Below are 22,016 nucleotides of genomic sequence, written 5' to 3' on the forward strand. Positions count from 1 at the left end.
TCCCGGGGTTCAGCCGGCGGCCTTTTGCGCCGATACCCAGTTGTCGACCACGCGTTCCAGGACCGTCAGCGGCATGCCGCCGCCGGCCAGGGCGGTGTCGTGGAAGCCCCGAATGTCGAAGCGGCTGCCGAGCGCCGTGCGCGCCTTCTCGCGCAGGCGGACCCATTCGTTGTGCCCGACCTTGTAGGCACAGGCCTGTCCCGGCCACGAGCAATAGCGCTCCACTTCCGAGGTCGCCCCGCCTTCGGCGCGGCCGGTATTGTCGATGAAATAGCGGATGGCCTGTTCACGGCTCCAGCCCTTGGAATGGATGCCGGTATCGACCACCAGTCGCACCGCGCGGAACAGCAGGCTCTGGTAGAAGCCGACGCGGCCGAGGGCGTCGTTGTCGTAGGCGCCCAGTTCGTCCGCCAGTTGTTCGGCATAGAGGCCCCAGCCTTCGGCGTAGCTGGAGAAGAACATGAGGTTCATCAGCTTGGGCGCGGCGGGGCTTTCCTGCTGCAGGGCGATCTGCAGGTGATGGCCCGGAATGGCTTCGTGATAAGTGAGGGTGGGCAGGCCGAACTTGGGCCAGTTGGCCGTGTCGGTCAGGTTGATCCAGTAGATCCCCGGCCGCGTGCCGTCGAGGCTGGGCGAATTGTAATACCCCTGCGAGGCGCCTTCCTGGATCTCCGGCGGGACGCGCTTGATCTGCACGCCGGACTTGGGCAGGCGGCCGAAAGCCTTGGGCAGCAGGGCCTGCATCGCCGCCATCTGTTCGTTGAGATGGGCGACGAGTTCGACTTTGGCGGCGTCGGTGTTGGGATAGACATTGGCCGGGTTGGCGATCAGCGAGGCCATGCGTTCGCCCACCGTGCCTTGCGACATGCCCTGCTTCTTCAGCATCTCGTCCGAACGCGCGGTCAGGTCCGCCACCTGCTCCAGGCCGATGCGATGGATTTCGTCGGCAGTCATGCGGGTGGTGGTGATGTAGTTCAGGCTATTGGCGTAATACTGCGCGCCCTGGGGCAGGCGCGATACCGAAGCCTCGTGGCCGGCCTTGGGCAGAACGGCCTTCAGGGCGTCGTTCTGGCGCTGAAGGGCGGGATAGACCCGCTCGGCAACCAGCTTTTCCACCCGCGCGCCCCATTCGCCGGGGATCGACTGTTCGTGCGTGCGCCGCATGATCGACTGGACGAGCGTGGATTCTCCGGGCTTCGTGCCCAGCATGCCCGCCTGCAATCCGATGGTCTTCTTGAGGATGAAGTCGGGCGGGATCACGCCCCGGCCGAAGTCTTCGTTCATCCGGTCGGTTTCTGCGGCAAGGACATCCGCGAAGTCTCCGACGCGGGCCACATAGGCTTCGGCATCGGCCGCAGTCTTGATGGTGTGCTGGTTGTCGAGGAAGTCGCCGGTGTTGAGATAGGCGCCGCCGCCCTGGCTGACGCGGTAGACCTGCGGCCATCCGCCCTGCCCATAGGGGATGGCGTAAGTCTTGATGATGGCATCGAGGTTCGCCGCGACGGTGTCGTAATAGATGGCGTCCTGCGCCGTCATCGAGGCGCGGTTCAGAGTGCCCAGTTCGGCGCGTGCCGCGCGGACGCGGGCGCGGTCCTTCTCTTCCTGCTCCAGCGTAGGCACGGTGAGGCGGGATTTCAGCGCGGCGCGGGCCCCGGTATCCAGCCCCAGCTGCGTCGCGGTTTCCGGCGAGGCATCGACCTGGGCTTCGAAATACTTGTCCATGAAGGCGGCCAGGGCGGGATCGGCCGAACCGGCAGCGGCGCCCTTGGGCGCGGATATGCGGGCAAATGCCGGACCGGCGGCGGCGAGTGCGGCCCCCGCGGACGCGGTGGCAAGGAAATGGCGACGGTCGATCATGGCGGCTCCCGCTTTGTTGCGGCGGAAGCCTACGCCACTTGCCCGCACGAATGCAATTGAAGCCATGCCGAAGATTTCCATTGTCCCATCGGTTCGGGCCGGTGCGCCCTATCCTGCCGGGCGGACACTTTTCGAGGAGCGCATGGGGCGGCGATGCGTTGGGAAGGTTTGGTCATTCGAGGAGCCATCATGTCGAAAACCGTTGCCGAACTTCTGGTCGATACGCTTGCACAGCTTGGCGTGGAACATGTGTTCGGGGTGGTCGGCGATGCCCTCAATCCGTTCACTCACGCGCTCGATGCCGATGACCGGGTGGAATGGATCGGCGTGCGGCATGAGGAAGGCGGCGCGCTTTCGGCAGCCGGGCAGGCCAAGCTGACCGGGCGGCTCGGCGTGTGCTGCGGCACCACCGGTCCCGGCGGCAATCACCTCGTCGCCGGACTGTACGAGGCGCGCAAGGACCATGCGCCGGTGCTGGCGATCACCGGCGGCGTGCCGGCCGAGAAGCGCGGCACGGACTATCTGCAGGAAGACGATCCGGCGCTGCTGTTCCGGGACGTGTCGGTCTACAGCCAGGTCATATCCGCCGCGGAACAGGCCCCGGCGGTGATCCGCGAGGCGATCGCGGCGGCTTATGCCGAGCGCGGCGTGGCGCATATCAACGTGCCGCCGGATGTCTTCTCCGCGGCCGTGCCGGGACCGGTACAGAGCCTGGCCACCCTGCGCCCCCGCCCCCAGATCGCGCCGGCGCCTGCCGACATTGCCGAAGCCGCGCGCCTGATCGGCGAGGCGAAGACCGTCGCGGTGTTCTGCGGCAACGGCTGTCACGGCGCTGCGGGCGAGCTGGAGCAGCTCTCGGAACGGCTGAAGGCGCCGCTCATGCACACCTTCCGCGGCAAGGACATCCTGTCGTTCGATCACCCGCACTGGATCGGCGGCGTGGGGCTGATCGGCTCCCGCGCCGGTGTGGATGCCATCAACGCGGCCGACCTGCTGATCATGCTGGGCACGGACTATCCTTATTCCGAGTTCCTGCCCGGCCACGGCCATGTGATCCAGATCGACGAACGCGCGCTTGCGCTGGGGCGCCGGGCTCCGGTGGCGCTCGGCATCGTCGGATCGGTTCGCCCCGCGCTGACGATGCTGCTGGAACAGCTTCCCGCGCGGACGGACACGGCGTTCCTGGCCAAGGCGCAGGCCGCGCGGGCGGACTGGAACGCCATGCTCGACAAGCGTGCGGACACGGCGCGGACGCCGGGCAAGTTGCATCCCCCGGCGGTGGCACGCGCCGTGAGCGACCACGCCGCGGATGATGCGATCATCGTCACCGATACCGGGGAGGTTACGCTATGGGCCGCGAACTGGTGGCGCCAGAGCGGGCGGCAGCGGGGCACCGGCTCGTTCAACAATGCAGCGGTCGGCACCGGGCTGGGCCTCGCCAACGGGGCGCAGTTGCTCGATCGCGGGCGGCAGGTGATCGCCCATGTCGGCGACGGCGGCATGACCATGCTGCTCGGGGAGTTCATGACCAGCGTAGAGCACGACTTGCCGGTGAAGATCGTGGTCTACGACAATGCCCAGTGGGGTCTCGTCCATCTCGAAATGGAGGCGGCCGCGCTTCCGGCCGCGAAAGGAACCACTTTCCCCAATGTCGATTTCGCCCTGTTCGCGCGGGCCTGCGGCGCGCAGGGCTTCACCGTCAGCGACCCGGCGCGGCTCGACGCCACGATGGCGCAGTTCCTGGTGGCGCCGGGGCCGGCCATCCTCCACGCCATCGTCGATCCCGACGAGTTGCCGACGATGCCGCACATAGAACCCGCCCAGGTCGTACGCTTCGGCATCGCAAAAGTGCGGGAGGCCTGGCGGGGGCTGCGCAAGACCGGCAGCTGATCCGGGTTCAGGGCGTCACTCGAACTCGCTGCCGACCGGCTGGCCATCCACGAAGACCTGGCGGCGCGTGACCTTGCGGATCTCGACGCGTCCGGCCTTGAGCGCGGTTTCGAGGCGCTCGACGGCCTCCTGGCCGGTCACGTTGGGCCGCCCCGGTGCGGGGTTCCAAGTGCCGTTCTCGCCCTTCCAGAGGAAGCTCCGGTCGTTGGTGACGATCACGGCCTCGTCGCTGTTCTTCTCGAAGAGAACGGTACAGGCGCCGGAGTATCCGCAGGCATTGTAGTCCTGGAGCTGGTCGTGGAGCGCCTTGGGCAGCACCGTGCCGCGTGGCAGCACCAGCAGGCGCGCGGGGTCGATGGGCGTCTGCCGAGGTTCGATCGAGACCGGGTCGAGCGACCAGCGGTTCTTGGCATCCCGCGCCTTCTTCGCGGCGGCGCGGATTTCCGGCGTGCGGCCGGTTTCGGCGAGGCGGCGGGTGGCAGCTTCACCGGCGCGGCCGAAGTCGAAGCGCATGGCGCGCCAGTCGAACCTGGCCAGCGGTGTCCGTCCGCTCTGCAGCCGGGCGAGTTGGTCGCGCGTGGACAGGGCGCCGAAATTGATCAGCGGCGTGGAGAGTACCAGCGCCACGAGGCAGAGCCCGGCCGCCAGGCGCAAGTTGGCCGTGCGCAAGTGCGGTGCCGCGCGGATGCGCCAGCGCACGAGGACGACGAGATAGGCCAGGCCATAAGCGCAGGCGATGGCCGTGAAGACCACGGCCCAGAGCCGGTCCGGCGTCAGGCCATATTGCTGGATGCGTAGGCCGGTGGAGATCGCGGCAATCGCGCCGAGCGGCAGCATGGCGATGCCGAGCGCGGCCACGCTGCCGCGCAGCAGGGGACTGCGCGCCTCGTGCGGTGCCTCGTCCCCGATCACGGCATTGGCCAGGGATAGTGCGCCGATCACGCAGCCGAGCAGGATCGGGCTGGTCGAACGGGTCGCGTCCCACAGCGGCGCGAGGCCGGTGAAGGGGATCGCCGCCAGGAAAACGACCAGGCCAAGCGCGAGCACCGGCGCCAGTACGGACAGGATCGTCGTCACCACGCGCTGCAGCAGGCGCAGGATGCCGTCACGCTCGCGCAGGAGGCCGATCCCGGCGCCGAGCGCGGCGCCCGTGAGCAGGAGCGCTGCCCAATCCTTTGCCAGCAGGTCCTTGAGCAGGCTGATGCCGATCAGGCGGAACAGTTCGGACAGCAGCAGCACCATCGCCCAGACCACGCCGACGAAGACCCATGCCGCGCACCACAGCACCACATTGGTCCAGGCGTGGCCATGCGCTTCCGGATAGGGAATGGTGAATGACCGGGGGCGTCCCCGCTGCCCATCGGCAGACGAGCCCGGCATCAGGCGGGCGTCCCGCCAGGCCTGGAAGAGGGGCGCCGCGATCACCACGGCCAGCACGGCGCAGACGATCCGCCAGGGCTCTTCGCCATGTTGACTGCCGAAAGGGCCGTTCCAATAGATCGTCAGCGCGACCACCGCTCCGCCGATCGCGGCACAGGCGGCGCTCCAATGGATACGCGTGCGCTCCACGAGGAAACCGAAGATCAGCGACCCGATGCCCAGGAACGTGGCCAAGGCCATGCGGGTCTGCATCAGGTCGTAATCGCCGTGATGCTTGTCCGGGCGGACGATCCAGTAGATCGCCAGGCCCACCACTGCCCCCAGCAGGGCAAGGCCCCAGGATCGCAGCGGCCATTCGCCCGCCTCGGCTTCGGGAGAGGCGGCCCCATGTTGCGGGATCGCGGAATCTTGGGGGCTGTTCATCGCTGTCCTCTCGCGTCTGCTGCTTGTCCCGACAGCTATCGCAAAATTAAGCGGCGTTCAATATCTTATTATACGCTGTGTATTTCGGAGCACGAGGGTGCATTCGCTATAGGGGAATGCTCGAAACCTATCGGCGCGAACTTGCCGCGCTTTCGGCTGACGATGCTCCCGCGCGGTAGTGGCTGCGTTTGCCCGGTGACGGCGAAATGGGCCTGACGCGACAATCGCGAAAGCGCCGGCGGGCGCTCTCGCGATCTTCTGTCGGTCATGCCGGGCGCGAAGCCGGTGCTTAGACGTTCGCCACTACGACGGCGCGCGTGTTGAGATAGTTGTCCAGTGCTTCGGGGCCGCCTTCGGTGCCGTAGCCTGAATCCTTGATGCCGCCGAAGGGCAGTTCCGCCGAGGAAGCCGCGGGCGTGTTCACCCAGAGCATCCCGACTTCGACCCGCCGCGTCAGCAGGTCGGCATTGGCGAGCGACCGCGTGAAGGCATAGCCGGCCAGCCCGAAGGAGAGGCGGTTGGCTTCGGCGATCGCTTCTTCCAGCTTGTCGAAGCCGCGAATTCCGGCGACCGGACCGAAGGGCTCGTCGTTGAACAGACGGGCATCGAGCGGGACATCGGCCAGCACGGTGGGCTGCCAGAAGTTGCCGACTTCGCCGATCCGCTCGCCGCCCGCAAGCAGGCGCGCGCCGCGTGCCACGGCGTCCTGCTGGAACTCGGCCATGGCCGTCAGGCGGCGGTCGTTGGCGAGCGGGCCCATCTGGGTTTCCGCGTCCAGACCGTCACCTACGGAGATGCCCTTGGCCAGCTCGGCCATGGCCTGCGCGAACTGCTCCTTCACGCTGTTGTGGACCAGGAAGCGTGTCGGCGAGATGCAGACCTGCCCGGCATTGCGGAACTTGGCGCGCCCGGCGCTGCGCACGGCGAGGTCGACGTCCGCATCCTCGCAGACGATCACGGGCGCATGCCCGCCGAGTTCCATCGACACCCGCTTCATGTGCTTGCCGGCGAGGCTGGCGAGCAGCTTGCCGACGGGCGTGGATCCGGTGAAAGTGATCTTGCGGATCACCGGGCTGGCGATCAGGTATTCCGAGATCTCGGCAGGGTCGCCATAGACCAGGTTGAGCACGCCGTCGGGAAGACCGGCATCCTGGAACGCGCGAATGAGCGCGGCCGGGCTTGCGGGGGTTTCCTCCGGCGCCTTGACGATCATCGAGCATCCGGCGGCCAGGCCCGCGCCGATTTTCCTGACGACCTGGTTGATCGGGAAATTCCAGGGCGTGAACGCGGCGACCGGGCCGACCGGGTCCTTGATCACCATCTGGCGGACCGACAGGTCGCTGCGGTGCGGCACGAGACGGCCGTAGACGCGGAAGCCTTCTTCGGCGAACCATTCGATGATGTCGGCCGCTGCCATGGTCTCGCCCTTGGCTTCCGCCAGCGGCTTGCCCTGCTCCAGCGTCATCACCCCGGCAATGTCGGAGGCACGCTCGCGCAGGAGCGCGGCGGCCTTGCGCATGATCGTGCTGCGCCTGGCGGGCGTGAAATCGCGCCAGACTTCGAACCCGCGCTCAGCCGAGGCGAGCGCGAGGTCCAGATCCGCGCGGTCGGCATGGGCAACGCGGCCGATTTCCTGCCCGGTTGCGGGGTTCTGCACCGCCAGCGTCCGGCCACCGGCGGCATCGCGCCACGCCCCATCGATGAAAAGCTGGGTATCGGGATAGGCCATTGCTGCACTCCTTTAGGCGGGGCCGGCGCCGGAAGAAACCGCGCTCGGCCGGACCGACCATATCGGAAGCCGAGGCCATGGCCGCAACCGGCGCAAGGCCGGATGGGCCGTGCAATGGGAGTTTCGGGACTTGCCCTTTTCTCATCGTTCGGCGCGCTGGGACTGCCGGCGCGCCGCCGATGAAAACGCGGGCGCGAGGATATCAGGGCAGATTGCTGTCCCGCCGCTTTTCGCTGAGTTTCCGGGCCGCATAGGCGCCCACGGCCGCGGCGGCGATCCCGGCGAGGCCGAAGCGGCGCAGCACGGTTGCAGCCACGACCCCGGCAATCGCGCCGCCGGTTTCATCGACACCCGCCACATTGCGGGCGATCCGTTTGCCCGCGATTCCTCCGATGATCTTGCCTAGCATTCAACAGTCTCCTTCTGAGAAAATAGCGAGCGGGGCCGCCGATGGTTCCGTGCCCGACCGGCTGCGATCCCGTCAGGACCGACCTTGGGTTCTGTCCTTTCGCCCCGAACCTGGCTAGGGCGGCGGGAATTGGAGATAGAGATGAGCGATCCGTCGAAGGCATGGGATGGGGAACAGGTCCGCAAATGGCTGGAGCGCCGGTTCGAGGCTTCCCGGCTGGATCAGGCCGCGGCGGATCGGCGCGGGTATGAAGCGCAGGACGATTACGACAAGGCGGCGGCCGAGGAATGGGTCTGCCGCACGTTGAAGTCTGCCGACTGCACGAACGAGCAGGCCGCCTTCGCCCAGCGTATCAAGGAACTGATCGCTCAGGACGAGTACAAGGTGACGGGCATCTACGATGACACGCGGTTCGAACGGAACGTGCGCGGTCATCTGAGGAAACTGGCGAAGATGACCAAGGCCAATGAAGGCTTCGAGAAAACCCTGCGCTATCAGTGAGCAGGGCCGAAGGGCCGGGCGCGTCCGCGCTCCAAACCCGTCGGCCCCGGCGCTGCATCAGGTCTCCCGGCGGATCGGATAGACCCCGGTTTCCCGGTTGGGCGCGGGCGTGCGCTCCATCAGCCATTCCAGCCGCGCTTCGGGGTCCTGCGCGAAGTGAGCATCGCTTGCCACCCGCGCTTCGAAAGCGGTGCGGATTTGCGCATCGCGGGCCAGCAGCGCATCGGCGATCGGCGCCAGCACGAAGTCCTCGCTTCCCGCTGGCGGGAAAAGCACTTCGGGGAAGAAGCCCCAGGCCAGGAACGAGTCCTGGCTCTCCGGCTCCAGCAGGGCCGCGGCCAGAAGCCCGAGCGGCTGGTCGGACGGTACGCGGATGGTGCCGGCGGGCACTGTCTCTCTTGCCCGGGCATGCTCGAACCTTGCCTGCAGCGGCACCCGGCCGTCGTGCGGGGCCTGGAGGGCGGGATCTTTCAGGCGCACCCGGTCCAGTTCCAGCGCGCGGGCCTGTTCGAGAATTTCCATGCGGATCCCGTGAAGGCGCAGGCGGTCGATCACTTCGGCTTGCGCGGCCGGCACCAGCCAGGCCTTGGGCAGGGTTACGGTTTCCACCGGCTCCTGGCCGACGATCGGCATGCGCAGGGTCTGCGGCCGGGCGGTCCAGCGCTGCTCCATCCGTCCCGAAGCGGGCGAGGCATAGCTTTCGAAGGCGACGCCCTTGAACCCTTCGACCCAGCCCACCGGCTCCTTCGCCGGTTGCCAGCGGGTCAGCAGGGTTTCCGGGCGGGCGGCACGGTCCGCCGCTTTTGCCGCGGCGATGGCGGGGGCATCCTGCGCCGCCAGCGTCATCGCCCTTTCCAGCAGGACGTAAGTGCCGAGCACCCGCTGGCGATAGGGCTTGAGCATGTGGTTCTCGACCAGCACCGTGGGCACGCCGATGAAGTCTCCATAGCCCGTCGAGTAGCGCGGCCCTTCCGGGCTCTGGCGGATGCCGCTCTCCGGGCGGCGCGTGTCGATCGGGCTGGGGTAGATCGTGGGGGTGTGGCCCGCCTTGGCAAGCGCTGCGGTGACGCCGGGGCCGAAGCGCTGCTCCAGCCAGTTCGCCGTCGCGCGGTGGCGCGCATAGCGGCCCCACCCGGCATAAGTGAACGTGATGTCGTACTGCATGTCGAAGCCGCCGCTGACGTGGCAGTCGATGTAAAGAATCGGATCGAGCCGCCGCAGCAGGGCGATCATGGCACGGGTTTCAGGCGCATCGGCCTTGGCATAGTCGCGGTTGAGATTGATGCCGCGCGCATTGCCCTCGGTGCCCTTTTCGTCCGGCCCGCGCACATGGAGGAAGTTCCAGACGCTCATGCGCTCGTGGCCGTCGATGTTGAGGATCGGAACGAAGACCAGGTCCACCTTGTCCAGCAGGCGGTCCTTGCCGCGCACGGCGATATCGCGCAGCAGCATCAGGCCGGCGTCCTTGCCGTCGATCTCGCCCGCGTGGATCCCGGCCTGGACCAGGACCACGGGCTTGGACTTGCCATCGGCGGCAGGGCCCTTGCTCGCGCGGACCAGCAGCATGTCGCGACCTTCGCCGGTCTTGCCGAATGTCTCCAGTGCGATGAGCGGCGACGCCTGGGCAAGGCGTTCGAGCCAGGCGCGCACTTCCGCGTAGCGCGGCGTGGCTGCGAAGTCGGACACTTCGGCCGGGGTGATCCAGGGGTCGTCTTCGCGCGCGACCAGTTTCTCGCTGGCGCCCGACCAGGCGAGTGCCGGGGGCAGGACATGGGGCGGCGCGTGGCTCGCCTGCGCGGAAGGCTGCGCGAGTGCGGGCGAGGCAAGCATGGAGAGCGCCGCGAGGGCGAGGGAAGTCTTCAGCATGAGGAGGGTCTCTCGGAAGATATCAGAAGCGGGCGCGCAGGCCGACGGTGGCGGTGCGAGGGGCGCCCGGCTGCACCCACAGCGGGGTATAGCTGTTGGCGTACCAGTCCGCGTCGAAGAGATTGGTCACGCTGCCGAACAGCGCGACTGTTTCCGTCAGTTCCAGTTCGCCGAACACGCGGGCCAGCGTATGCGCGGGCAGCGTGAAATCGGTGCCGGTTTCGCCGCGCCGCCGGCTGACATGCTGCACGCCGCCCCCCAGTGTCGCTTCGCGCGAACCGATGGCGAATGTGCGGGCGATCTGCATGTTGACGTTGTGGTCCGGGATGTTCGCCAGCGGATCGCCGGGATTGACCTGGAAGGAATAGGCGGGGTCGAGAACGCTCGAACGGGCCTCCGCATCGATATAGGCATAGCTCAGCAGAAGGTCGAAACCGCCGGGGAGCCGCCCGGCAAGGTCCAGTTCCACGCCGCGGCTGCGGGCCTTGCCGATCGCGACCGAGAAGCCGGGGTTGTTGGCGTCGCTGGCGAGCACGTTGGACTTTTCGAGTTGAAACATGGCCAGGGTTCCATTCAGCTTGCCGCCCAGCAGCGAGAGCTTCACGCCCGCTTCCAGGGACTCGCTGGTCTCGGGATCGAAGATCAGCCCGGCCGCGTCGGTCCCGACATTGGCGTGGAAACCCTGGCCGTAAGCGGCATAGAACGTGACCGGCGCGCTCAGCTTGTAGACAAGCCCGGCCTGGGGGCTGAATCGACCCTTGGTCCGTTTGCTCCGGGTGGCGGTCAGGCGGTTGTCGGTTTCCAGCGTCACGCTGTCGTAGCGCCCGCCCAGACGAACCTGCAGGCGATCGGTCAGTTCGATCTGGTCCTGGACATAAGCGCCACCAGCGCGTTGCCGGTCGACCCTGTCAGTGATGACGGCGGTGGCGGGCAGGGGATACTGTCCGTAGACGGGATCCAGAATGTCGATCACGTAGCCTGCCGCAGCGCCGGGGTTCGATGCCAGGAGCGGCGGCCGAAAGCGGCGGAACACCTGGTCGTACGTGAAGGAGTCGTAGTCGGCCCCGATGAGGACGCGGTGGCGCAGGCTGCCCGTATCGAACAGGCCGGCGAGTTCGGCGCGGACGACGGAATGGTCCGCATCGTAGTAACGCGAGCGTCGTTGGCGCGACAGCGAGCGACCATCGCTATAGACCGCCTGGCGCGAAGCCACCGTTTCCGCATCGGAGGAAAAGCCGGTCAGCAGGGTCTTGCGGATGCTGCCGCCGACAAGCAGGCTCCAGCCGCCGCCAAGCTCGTGCTGAAGGCGCAGTTGGTGGCCGGTGGCGCGTGCGATCGTGTCTCCGTCTCCCGGCTCGCCCAGAAAACGGGAGCGTGGAACGGTGTGGAAGTTGCCGTCCAGAACCACGATACCGCGATCGAACGGCACTTCCACCCGGCTCTTCTCGAAATCATAGGTCAGGCGGGTGCGCTCGCCCAGCGAGAGGCCGATGGACGGCAGGAAGCCCCAGCGTTTCTGGTGGACATGGTCGCGGAAGGTGTCGCCGTCCTCGGCATAGCCGATCAGCCGCGCGGTGAGGCCGCCGGTCAGCGCCAGATTGACGTCCGCCTCGCCGCGCAGCCGGTCGAAGCTGCCGTATTGCACCGAGGCAGTGCCGTAAGAGCGGCCCAGTTCGGCCTGCTTGGTCACCAGGTTGATGGTGCCGCCCGGCTCTCCGCGCCCGATGAGGGCAGCCGCCGGGCCCTTGAGCACTTCCACGCGTTCGATCCCGGCCACGTCGCGCGGGCCGCCGAAGCCGCGTCCGCCGTTGAAGCCGTTGACGAGATAACCGCTCGGCATGTTCTCATCGCCGGTGAAGCCGCGAATGGCGAAAGCGTCCCACAGCCCGCCGAGCGTGTTCTGGCGGGCGACCGATGCGTTGAGGTCCAGCGCGTCGCTGAGCCGCTGGATGGTGTTGCGTTGCAGGGTCTCGGCATCGATTTCGGCAATCGACTGCGGGATTTCGGACAAGGCGAAATCGCCGCGATAGGCCTGGCGCACGCCGGTGACGGTAATGGCGCCGCTGCGCTCTTCGCCCGAAACCTCTTCTTCCCGGCGCTGCTCCTCCTCGACCGTTTCCGCAGAGACAGGAAAGGGCGCCATCGCAAAGGCGAGCGGCAGGGTTCCGGCCAGCAGGCGGCCGTCCTTGGCGAAACGAAACATGATGACCCCCGGTAGTGACGTTGCGGCGGAAGCGCGCAAACGCTCCTGACGAGGGGCTTCTGTCAGTGCGCCTTTCGCGCGTCAATGATATGTTGCAACATCACTTAAATTTCGGAGGTGATCCCGTTGTCGTCCCGGCCACCGGTCTCTTTTGCAAGGCCCGCTTACAGCTCAGGCCCGCGACCGGAAGTTATGGGGAATAACCTCGGTCACGGGCCTGAAACTGCGCCGCTATGTCGATCGTGCGACCCGAAGGACTGCGGCGGTGTGGTTCTCCCGGCCATGGGACCGGGAGAGGGTTATGAGGCAGCGACTCTTGTCAGTCGGCCCCATGCGGGAAAACCGGTGTCAGGGCATCAGGACGGTGTCGACGACATGGATCACGCCGTTGGACTGCATGACATTGGCGATGGTGATCCTGGACTTCCCGCCCTTGGCATCGGTGAGCCACCAGGCGCCGGCCTTGTCCTTCCAGGCGGTGAGCTTCTCGCCCTCGACCGTGGTCAGCATGGCCTTGCCGCCGTGCGCCATCGCATTGGCGGCGATGTCGGCGGCGGTCATCCGTCCGGCCACGACGTGATAGGTCAGGACCTTGGTGAGCATCGCCTTGTTCTCGGGCTTCATCAGCATGTCCACGGTTCCGGCGGGCAGCTTGGCGAAGGCGGCATTGGTGGGTGCGAAGACGGTGAAGGGCCCCGGTCCCTTGAGAGTGTCCACCAGCCCGGCAGCCTTGACGGCGGAGACGAGCGTGGTGTGATCCTTGGAATTCATCGCATTGTCGACGATGTCCTTGGTGGAATACATGGCAGCGCCGCCTACCATCGGATTGCTGGCCATCGGATTGCTGGCCATCGACTTGCCGGCCATCGCCTTGTCGGCGGGCGCCTTGGCACCGACCGAAGCGGCGCCGGAAAGCAACAGGGCGGCGGTGAATGCGGTTGCAAGCGTGCGGGGTAGGGCGTGCATGTCTGACATCCTCTCTTCCGTTTCGCATTCCGTTTCCTGGGATGCGCTCCAGATACGGTACGGCGCACGGCCCGGATGCAGAGGCGATCAGATTTCCGAGATTTTTCCGGTCATGACCGGCGCGGCGCTGGGCGCCTGGTGCGGTGCGGTGGCCGGATCCTCCATGGTGATGGCCAGCGTAGCCCCGGTTTTCAGGAAGGGCCGCATGGGATCGGCGACCGGCATTTCGGCGCTACCGGCCTGAATGAGCCCCAGCGAGCGCGGTACGCCGTCCTTCGGGATAACCCATAGTTCCGGACTCTTGCCGGTGCCGGTGGGAGAACCGGCGTCGAAGCGCAGGACCCCGCGGCGGGGATCGAACGCGACGGCCATGATCGCGCCGCCTTCCACGCCGGACATCTGCGACACCGCCATGCTGCCGTCGGGCACGGTGGGCGCCGGTCGCATCGCCACGAACAGCGCTAGGCTGGCGGCAAGGGCGCCCGCGCCCAGCGCGGCGGCCCGCCAGGCACGCAGCCCGCGCGGAGCCGCGGCGACCGGCGCGCCGATCCGCGCCGCAATGGCGTTCCACACCGTGGATGAAGGCTCGGCGGCGGGAACTGCGGCCAGCATGGGCGAAAGCCGGAGCTGCCATTGTTCCACCCGCCGCGCGAAGGCCGGGTCGCTCAGGCAGAGGCGCAAGGCGGCGGCGCGATCAGCGCCGTCAAGGAGGCCGAGCGCAAGTTCGGCCGCCAGGCCGTCGCGATCCTGATCTTCGGGCATCTCAACCATCGCCCAGGCAATCCTTCAATTTCTGCATTCCCCGTCTGATCCAGCTCTTGATCGTCCCCAGCGGCGTATCCGTGCATTCCGCCAGTTCCTGATACGTCAGCCCTTCCAGGAACGCGCGGCGGATCGCCTGCGCCTGCTGCGGTTGCAGCCCTTCCAGGCAGAGCCGCAAGCGCCGGTGCTCGTCGTCTCCCTCGATCACCGCATCCGCCAGCGGGCTTTCATCGGCTATGGCTTCCACGACACCCTCGGGCGCCGCGTCGAAGCGCCGGTCGGAGCGGCGCCAGTCGATCGCGGCATTGCGCGCAATGGCGGCGAGCCAGGTGATCGGGCTGGCTTTCGCGGGATCGAAGGCCGAGGCGCGGCGCCAGACCTTGACATAGACGTCCTGAAGCACGTCTTCCGCCGCCTCCCGGTCTCCGCAGATGCGCAGGCAAATGCCGAAAAGCTTCGCGCACGTCATGTCGTAGACTCGGCGCAAACCCGCAGGATCGCCAGCGGCGGCCAGATCCATGGCCGAAACCAGTCTTGCCCGCTCGTCTGCCACGGCTGTCTCTCTCATCCGTCCGTCCTGACCTCAAGCCTTCCCCGATCAACGGCCGACGGCGCAATTGGCTGCCCGGGCTTCCGGGCGAATTCGCATGATATACGCAGCGGGCCGGTGCGCGGATGCACCCTTGTCGCAATCCGCAATTTCAGCGCCTTGTCGCGCCGATCTGCGCGCTTCGTCAAATGCCTGTAACCGAAGGCGGGAAGGGGCCTTGCGCCAGACCGGCATTTTTTCGGAGCCTTCATGACCCTGTCCGTCCTCGTCCTTGCCGCCGCCGCGATTGCCGCCCAGCCTGCCCCTGTTCCTGCACATGCGCCGAAGATGAACGATATCCAGGCCGTTGGCACGCACAATAGCTACAAGCAGGCGATGAGCGATGCCGTCCGCGCCCGGATCGCGGCGCAAAGCGAGAAACTGGAAATGGCGCTCGACTATTCCCACCGCCCCTTGTCGGAGCAGCTCGACCATGGCGCGCGCCAGTTGGAGATCGACGTCAACTACGATCCCGCGGGCGGCTACTACGCCAAGGGCGCTTCCGACGCGGAACTGCTGAAGCCGGGCTTCAAGGTGCTGCACATGGCCTTCAGCGATGCGGCCAGCAGCTGCGAACGGCTCGTCACCTGCCTGGCGGAGATCCGCGACTGGTCCGACGCCCATCCCGATCATGCGCCGATCATGCTGATGTTCAACGCCAAGGAAGACGCCGATCCCGAGCACGGCAAGGCGGCGCTGCGCTTCGACGAGAAGGCCTTCGACGCGCTGGACCGCGAGATTCTCTCGGTCATCCCGCGCGGGAAACTGATCCTGCCTGACGACGTACAGGGCCGCTATCCGACCCTGCGCGAGGGCGTGCTGGCCGGAAACTGGCCCAGCCTTGCCGCGGCGCGGGGCAAGATCTTCTTCGCGCTCGACGAGCACGAGGCCAAAGTCGCGATCTACCGCGGCAAGCGCAAGTCGCTGGAAGGGCGGGTCTTCTTCGTGAACACCGACGAGAACTCACCGGCTGCCGCCTATCTCACCCTCAACGATCCCATCGCCGAGGCCGACCGCATCGCGCGCGACGTGAAGGCGGGGTTCATGGTGCGGACCCGCGCCGATGCCGATACATGGGAAGCGCGCGCGGGAACGCTGGCGCGTCTGCGCGCGGCCTTGGGGAGCGGCGCGCAGTACATCTCGACCGACTATCTCTGGGAAGACCCGCGCCTGCCGGGATACCGCGTGTCGCTGCCGGGCGGCGCGCCGGTTCGGTGCAATGCGGTGCGGCATGCCGGTCAGGACCTGGCGGACTGCACGGCGGACCTCGCATCGGTTCGGTAAGGGCCTGGAGGCCTCTCAGGCCTGAGCGGACGGCTCGCCCGAGGGCTGGTCGTCCCGCTCGCGCAGCAGGAGCAATGCTCCTGCCGCGACGAGCGAGCCCATGCCCATCAGAACGGAGACGATCGACAGGCCGAACCCGGCATTGAACAGGAAGCCCGCGACGATCGGGCCGAGCGCGGCACCGCCCCGGCCGATGCCGATGACGAAGCCGGTGCCGCCCGCGCGCACTTGTGTGGGGAAGACCCTGGCGAAGAGGGCGTAGAGGCCGACCACGCCGGCATTGGTGCAGAAGCCCGCCGCTCCGGCGATCAGCGCCAGTCCGGCGAGGGTCTCCTGTCCCTGGCCGAACAGCGAAACCAGTACGGTGGAGGCCAGCATGGCCACGATCACCAGCTTGCGCACCGCGATCCGGTAAGTCAGCAGGCTCAGCAGCGTGGCTCCGGCCAGGCCGCCGACATTCGCCCAGACCAATACGTCGCCCGCCTTGGATGCGGCATAGCCCATGTCCACGACGATCTTGGGGATCCACTTCAGGATGAAGTAGAAGGTCATGATGTGGCAGAAGTAGCCGAGCGTCAGCAGGACGGTGCTGCGCGCGAGGCCGGGGGCGAAAAGCTCTGCGATGGACGCTCTGGCGGCGGTGAGGGGCGCAGGCGGAAGCGCGTCGACCGTTTCGTGGCCGAGGCGGCGCAAGGTGGCGTTGATCCGCTCCAGCGCGCCGGGGCCGCGCTTCTGCAGCAGGAAGCCGATCGATTCCGGCAGGAGGAACCAGGCGATCGGCAGGAACACGGCCGTCACTACCGCGCCGAACATGAAGACGTCGCGCCAGTGGCCGGTCGCCAGCAGGCCGGTGGCGATCGAGCCGCCGACGATGGCGCCCATCGGATAGCCTGCCGCCATGATCGCCACCGCCAGGTTGCGATGGCGGTCGTTGGAGAACTCCGCCACCAGGGCATTGGTGCAGGCCAGCATGCCGCCGATCCCCAGCCCGGTGACGAGCCGGATGATCGAGAGGTTCACCACCGAACTGGCCGTCGTCGCCATGGCCATGCCGCCCGCCATGATGACGAGGCAGGCCAGCACCGTCGGCCGCCGTCCGATCCGGTCGGCCAGGTTGCCCAGCGCCACCGAGCCCACCGCCATGCCGATCAGTTCCATCGACAGCACCAGGCCAAGGGCGGCCCGGTCGATCCCCCATTCCGAGGCGATGCCCGGCGAGGCGAAGCTGATCGCCAGCACGTCGAACCCGTCAAGCGCGTTGAGCAGCACGCAGAGCGTCACTGCCGCGATTTGCAGGGGTCGCATCGTTCCCTTGGACAGGATAGTCTGGGGCGACAGGATGGATTGGGGATCTCTGGTCATCGTCATGTCCGGTCTTGCGCGTTTACGCCCTAAAGCGACGGCGGATGGTGAACGGCGCGGTCGATCCGGCCGTAGGTTCGTTCCAGGCACCCCGCGGCCATCATGACCAGGGGCACCGGCAGCGCGAGGCACAGCAGCGAGGTGCCGCTTTCGACATCGCGCATCGTCAGGTAGCCGATCAGCAGCGGCCCGCAGGCCGCGCCGATCCGTCCCAGGCCCAGTGCCCAGCCCAGGCCGGTTGCGCGCGCGGCGGGGGGATAGAACAGCGAGGCGGCGGCGATCATGCCCTTCTGCCCGCCGCCGATGCCGACCCCGGCCAGCATGGCGGCGGCATGGAACGGTGCGCCGCCCCTGGCCGCGAAAGTGCCGAGGAAGACGATGCCGGTCAGCCCTACCGCGCTCATCGCCACGAGGGCGCGGAACGGGCCCATGCGGTCCGCCCACCAGATCATCGGCAAGGCGCCCAGCGCGGTGCCCAGCGTGAACATGCTGGTTGCCGCGACGGCGCTGGAATAGGACAGCCCCTCGCGCGCGGTCAGCAGCGGAAGCCAGGACTGGAGCGCGTAGAACAGGCCCAGCCCGATCGAGAACATGATCCAGAACAGCACCGTTCCGGCGCGCAGGCGCGGCGCGAAGAGGGCGGCGAGGGGGCTGGCGCTCCGTGGCTTGATCTCCTCGACGGGCAGCGCCGCGCTGAGCATCGCGGCGATGAGCAGGGCCAGGGGCACGGTCGCTCCCCAGGGCGCGCGCCAGCCGGAGCGGGGGACGACCCAGCCGCTTACCAGCCCTGCCGCCAGGAAGCCGAGCGAGAAGGCGACATAGATCCCCACCACTTGCGCGCCGCGCCAGCGCATGCGCCCATGCTGGCTGGCGATGGAAACCGCGCTGGGCAGGGCGGCGCCTATGGCGATGCCGGTCAGCACCCGGCCGAGGAACAGCACTTCGAACCCCGGCGCGACCACGCAGACCATCGTTGCCAGCGCCAGGCCCAGCATGGCCCCGCAGAGCACCGGCCTTTCGCCCACGCGATCGGCCAACGGCGCGACGAAGATGTAGCCCAGGAGCAGTCCGAAGATCGCGGAGGACAGCAACGGGCCGATCAGCGCGCTTTCGAGCTGCCAGTCGTGGACCAGTCCGGGCATCGAGAAGCTCAGGGCCTGGAACGCATAGCCGCTGACGAACAGGGCCATGGCGCAGTAGAGGACCACTTGCCGTTCGCGTCCCTTGGACCGCACCACCCGCACACCGTCTCCCGCCGCCCGGCCGCGCCACGGGGGGCAGGCCCCCGTCCCGGCAGATGCGACCATCGGGAAAGCGGAACCGGCCACCGCGTCAGAACCGCAGGGTCATCATTGTCTGGACGAACAGGTTATCGCCATAACCCGCGCGGCGTAAGACCTTTCCGGCGTCTACGTAATTTACGAAGCCGGTGAGTGCGACATGCGGGTTCAGCGCCCAGTTCGCCTTGAGGCGGGCGACATTGGCGACATGCTTGCCCGCCACGTTCTGCGTGCCGGCGTAGACTTGCGAGTTGCCGCGATAGACGGCGTCGTTCTGGTCCGGGCGCCAGTAGAACCCGGTTTCGCCGGTCAGTGAGAATGTCTTCGTCACCGGCACCACCAGCGTCGGCGCCACGCCCATCAGGTTGACCGCGCCCAGGTAATTGTCGTCGCTGAAAATGATCGTGGCGTTATAGAGGAAGTTGAACGAGCCGACTTTGCCCGAACTGTCGAAAGTGCCGCCGCCCGAGGCATAATCGGCATGGAAACCGAGCCGGGGCGACGAGGCGCCCTTGGCCAGCGCGACCGACTGGTTGGTGCTCACGGCCCAGGCATCGACGGCGCGGGCGCCGAAACGGCCGTCCTGCTTCATCGCCGTCCAGTCGAAGGCGACCGGGCCGAGGTGGCCCCAGAGCCGCGCGCCGTAGGTCTCGCGCCGGTCTTTGCCGGAAAGGCGGCCTAGGGTGCGGTCGTCGTCCTCGAAGTGATAGTAGAAAGGATCGAGGTAGACCGCCGTGCGGCCCTTGGGCGCGCCGCCGGCAACCACGAAGCTGGAGTAGATACCGCTCAGGGTCTCGCCGTTGCCGATCTTGTCGTCCAGCAGGCCGGTGCCCTGCTCGGTCGGCACGAAGTGGAAGGCGCTGAAGCGGAACCGCCGCCAGTCCATCGACAGGCGGGCGCCGTTCATCGAGACGCGGATGTTGGGATTTTCGCGCGGGCTGATGATGAAGCGGGGGCCGTCGAAGAACTCCTGCCGGCCCACCGTCACCCGTGCCGTGCCCGCGCCGACCGGCGCGCGCACTTCGGCGAAGAGCTGCTGGACGATCAGGTCGTTCTGCTGGATCGCAATGTGCCGGTTCTCGTTCTTCCCGAAGATCCGGCCTGACGCCAGTTCGCCGTAGAAGCGTACCGCGGGGCCGATCCTGAGGTCGGCGCCCAGAGTCGTGCGCGAGAGCACTTCCACGCGGTTGGTCGTGTCGGAAAGCAGGGGCCGGGTGGAAAGGCTGACGCTGGCGCGCTGGTCGCCGTTCAGGGTCAGCGAGACGTCGCCGTCCGCCGCCAGCGGAATGAACTTGAGCGGAGAGGCCCATTCCCGCTTCGCCTTCTGGCTTCGCAGGAAGCGCCAGTCTTCCGCCCCGCGCAGCATCATGTAGTTGGGTCCGGTGCGCGGCCCCTGTCCGTCCGCTTCGGCCGGATAGGGCGACTTCAGCGGATCGCGTGCCGGGGTGCCGGCGGGAATGACGGGCTGCGGCGACGCGGCGACCACCGTCTGCGCGGGAACCGGCTGCACGTCATCGCCCGTGGCTGCGAAAGCGCAGCCCGGCAAGAGCAGTCCGATCGTCACGCATCCGGTGAGGCCCCGATCGCGCAGCGGAAAAGTCCGGTTGCGCATGATCGTCCTCTCGCGGCTTATCCGAGGGGGATTTCCATGAGATCGCGGCCGACCACGATCTCGCCCTTGAAGTGCCTGGCCACTTCGCTGCGCCACATGTCGTCCGTGATCCACTCCATGTCGCCGGGCACGAAGTGGCTGAGCACCAGCTTCCCGACTCCGGCGCGGGCGGCGATCCGGCCGACCTGTTCGGCGGTGGTGTGGCTCTCGATCAGGTGGTTGCGGAAAGTGGGAGTGCCGTTGGCCCGCTTCACCAGTTCGTCCACGCCGGGGACGTAGAGCACTTCGTGAACCAGCACGTCGGCGCCCTTGGCGAAATCGGCCAGGGCGGGATTGTAGGCGGTGTCGCCCGAATAGACGACACTGCCGTAAGGCGTTTCGAAGCGATAGGCCAGGTTGTCGAGCGGGGGGTGGGGGGTGGTGAAGGCGGAGACCTTCACGCCGCCGTCAGACATGACCGGCCCCTGCTTCGGGGCGAAATCATGCGCGCGCAGCAGCGTGGCGGGATCGACGCGGCCCTCGTCCGACATGCGGGTGGCGATGTCCATGTGATTGAGGCGCCAGAAGTCCGCCGCCATCGCCTCTATGCCCACCGGGCCATAGGCGTCGACCGGGCTGCGCAGCGCGCCTGCGGCCCACATGTTGTAGACGAGATTGCCGAATTCGAGCTGGTGGTCCGAATGCATGTGCGAGATGAAGATCGCGCGGATATCGGCGAGGCCGAGCCCGGCTTTCACGATTTGCGCGGTCACGCCCATGCCGGTGTCGATGACGTAGACCTTGCCGTCCACCACCAGGGCATTGGCCGGGTTGGAGCGGGTGCCGCCCACGCGGGGACCGCCCTTGGTGCCGAGCAGCACCAGCTTCGCACCCTTTGCCGAGGCCTTGGCGGTGCTGGCCGGTTGGGCGAGCAGCGAAAAGGCGGAACCGGCCAGCAGGCCGCCGGCAGCGGTGGTCATGGCCGCCTGCAGCAGGCCGCGGCGGTTGAGCATGGGGATGCGCGACGCGAAATTCATGGAACTCCTCTCCACTCTGGGATCCAGCCCTGATCGGGCTTGTTGGCCTTCGCCTAACATCGCCCCGCAGAGCGAGTCAACCAGAATGCGAATCTCATTCGGTTTATGGAAACGTGGACAAGCGGCGCGCTATCGGCAATGCCTCTGTCCATGACGGAGGCGGCGGTGGCGATCGAGATCGAGGATGACCTGGCGAAAGTAGGGGTGACGCCCGCCGTGCAATCGCGCAGCCGCGCCTTGCGCGATCGCCTCATTCGCGAGGCGCTTGCCATCGCGCGCAACCAGCCCTTCGATGATGTCAGCATCATCGATATCTGCGCGGCGGCAAGCTGCTCGACGGGGGCCTTCTATTCGCGGTTCCCAGACAAGATCACGCTGTTCAAGGCGGTCATGGTCTTCGCCGCGGCGGAATCGGGCCCGCTTCTGGAAGGCATCGTGCGCGAGGCGCCCTTCGAGGAGATCCTGCCCAGGCTGGTGAAGGCGCAAGTCGACCGCTATCTGCGCCAGTCGACCTTCTTCAGGTCTGCCTTCAAGGTCAGCCTCGATGCCGAACAGGCGTGGGAGCCGTTTCGCCGCAATGCCCAGAACCTGGCGAGCGCCTATATCGAGCGCCTGCTGGCGCTGCCGGCAATCGACGCGGAGCACGTGAGCCTGGAACGGGTGCGCTTCGCCTTCCAGGTGATGTACGGGGTGCTCAACAATACCCTGATCAACCGGCCCGGCCCTTTCGTCCTCGAAAGCGACGAATTTCCCGCCCTGCTGGAGGACGCGATGCTGGCGACCATGAAGCTGCCGCCGATCCCGGCCTGACCCACGGCGCCCGGGCTTGGCCGGGCGTGCCTGTGCGAAAGGGGGGCGCCGAAGCGCCCCCATCCCTCGCGCGCGCG

At 67.4% G+C, this 22,016-nt stretch carries 17 protein-coding genes; 4 read left to right on the forward strand and 13 right to left on the reverse strand.

The features are described 5' to 3' along the window. Positions 1-9: 9 nt before the first annotated feature. On the reverse strand, positions 10-1,857 hold the full coding sequence (locus tag EDF57_RS11370) for a DUF885 family protein (RefSeq protein WP_134094330.1): 1,848 nt from the start codon (positions 1,855-1,857) through the stop codon (positions 10-12). A gap of 189 nt (positions 1,858-2,046) precedes the next feature. Here EDF57_RS11370 and EDF57_RS11375 point away from each other — a divergent pair, with 189 nt between their 5' ends. Then, a complete protein-coding gene (locus EDF57_RS11375; RefSeq protein ID WP_134094331.1) occupies positions 2,047-3,747 on the forward strand; it encodes a thiamine pyrophosphate-binding protein in 1,701 nt (566 codons plus the stop codon). 15 nt (positions 3,748-3,762) lie between these two features. Here the strand turns inward: EDF57_RS11375 and EDF57_RS11380 are convergent, their stop codons facing one another. The 3 genes from EDF57_RS11380 to EDF57_RS11390 form a co-directional block, all read right to left on the reverse strand. Further along, positions 3,763-5,550, reverse strand: a complete 1,788-nt coding sequence (locus tag EDF57_RS11380) for a DUF4153 domain-containing protein (RefSeq protein WP_134094332.1) — start codon at positions 5,548-5,550, stop codon at positions 3,763-3,765. 289 nt (positions 5,551-5,839) lie between these two features. Then, positions 5,840-7,279, reverse strand: coding sequence for an NAD-dependent succinate-semialdehyde dehydrogenase (locus EDF57_RS11385; RefSeq protein WP_134094333.1), 1,440 nt, complete (start codon positions 7,277-7,279; stop codon positions 5,840-5,842). Positions 7,280-7,481: 202 nt separating this feature from the next. Continuing rightward, positions 7,482-7,688 (reverse strand): hypothetical protein, encoded by a 207-nt coding sequence (locus tag EDF57_RS11390; RefSeq protein ID WP_134094334.1) that lies wholly within the window; start codon positions 7,686-7,688, stop codon positions 7,482-7,484. Between the two features lie 141 nt (positions 7,689-7,829). Between EDF57_RS11390 and EDF57_RS11395 the strand changes: the two genes are divergently transcribed. Further along, a complete protein-coding gene (locus EDF57_RS11395) occupies positions 7,830-8,189 on the forward strand; it encodes a hypothetical protein (RefSeq protein ID WP_134094335.1) in 360 nt (119 codons plus the stop codon). A gap of 57 nt (positions 8,190-8,246) precedes the next feature. Here EDF57_RS11395 and EDF57_RS11400 read toward each other — a convergent pair whose 3' ends face one another. From EDF57_RS11400 to EDF57_RS11420, 5 genes are all read right to left on the reverse strand, one after another. Beyond that, positions 8,247-10,019 carry a M14 family metallopeptidase gene (locus EDF57_RS11400; RefSeq protein ID WP_243841045.1) on the reverse strand — a complete coding sequence of 591 codons (1,773 nt, stop codon included), beginning with the start codon at positions 10,017-10,019 and terminating at the stop codon, positions 8,247-8,249. A 58-nt stretch (positions 10,020-10,077) separates the two neighbouring features. Then, a complete protein-coding gene (locus EDF57_RS11405; protein WP_134094337.1) occupies positions 10,078-12,258 on the reverse strand; it encodes a TonB-dependent siderophore receptor in 2,181 nt (726 codons plus the stop codon). Positions 12,259-12,606: 348 nt separating this feature from the next. Beyond that, on the reverse strand, positions 12,607-13,125 hold the full coding sequence (locus tag EDF57_RS11410; RefSeq protein WP_134094552.1) for a fasciclin domain-containing protein: 519 nt from the start codon (positions 13,123-13,125) through the stop codon (positions 12,607-12,609). A 186-nt stretch (positions 13,126-13,311) separates the two neighbouring features. After that, on the reverse strand, positions 13,312-13,995 hold the full coding sequence (locus tag EDF57_RS11415) for an anti-sigma factor (RefSeq protein ID WP_134094338.1): 684 nt from the start codon (positions 13,993-13,995) through the stop codon (positions 13,312-13,314). Next, on the reverse strand, positions 13,988-14,554 hold the full coding sequence (locus tag EDF57_RS11420; RefSeq protein ID WP_134094339.1) for a sigma-70 family RNA polymerase sigma factor: 567 nt from the start codon (positions 14,552-14,554) through the stop codon (positions 13,988-13,990). The genes EDF57_RS11415 and EDF57_RS11420 overlap by 8 nt, the downstream gene beginning before the upstream one ends. A gap of 231 nt (positions 14,555-14,785) precedes the next feature. Here EDF57_RS11420 and EDF57_RS11425 point away from each other — a divergent pair, with 231 nt between their 5' ends. Beyond that, the gene (locus tag EDF57_RS11425) at positions 14,786-15,859 is read left to right on the forward strand and encodes a Ca2+-dependent phosphoinositide-specific phospholipase C (protein ID WP_134094340.1); all 1,074 of its coding nucleotides are present in this window, start codon (positions 14,786-14,788) and stop codon (positions 15,857-15,859) included. 15 nt (positions 15,860-15,874) lie between these two features. On the opposite strand, the gene EDF57_RS11430 is transcribed toward EDF57_RS11425, so the two are convergent. The 4 genes from EDF57_RS11430 to EDF57_RS11445 form a co-directional block, all read right to left on the reverse strand. Continuing rightward, positions 15,875-17,221 (reverse strand): MFS transporter, encoded by a 1,347-nt coding sequence (locus EDF57_RS11430; RefSeq protein WP_279587442.1) that lies wholly within the window; start codon positions 17,219-17,221, stop codon positions 15,875-15,877. Positions 17,222-17,250: 29 nt separating this feature from the next. Then, complete coding sequence (locus EDF57_RS11435; RefSeq protein WP_243841017.1) at positions 17,251-18,456, reverse strand: MFS transporter; 1,206 nt, start codon at positions 18,454-18,456, stop codon at positions 17,251-17,253. Between the two features lie 97 nt (positions 18,457-18,553). Beyond that, a complete protein-coding gene (locus EDF57_RS11440) occupies positions 18,554-20,113 on the reverse strand; it encodes an alginate export family protein (protein WP_134094343.1) in 1,560 nt (519 codons plus the stop codon). 17 nt (positions 20,114-20,130) lie between these two features. Next, positions 20,131-21,129: an MBL fold metallo-hydrolase gene (locus tag EDF57_RS11445; protein WP_208324850.1), complete on the reverse strand. Its 999-nt coding sequence runs from the start codon at positions 21,127-21,129 to the stop codon at positions 20,131-20,133. Between the two features lie 138 nt (positions 21,130-21,267). Between EDF57_RS11445 and EDF57_RS11450 the strand changes: the two genes are divergently transcribed. Beyond that, positions 21,268-21,939: a TetR/AcrR family transcriptional regulator gene (locus EDF57_RS11450; protein WP_243841018.1), complete on the forward strand. Its 672-nt coding sequence runs from the start codon at positions 21,268-21,270 to the stop codon at positions 21,937-21,939. Positions 21,940-22,016: the final 77 nt, after the last annotated feature.

It is taken from the genome of Novosphingobium sp. PhB55 (genome assembly GCF_004368805.1).
In the GTDB taxonomy this organism is placed as follows: domain Bacteria; phylum Pseudomonadota; class Alphaproteobacteria; order Sphingomonadales; family Sphingomonadaceae; genus Novosphingobium.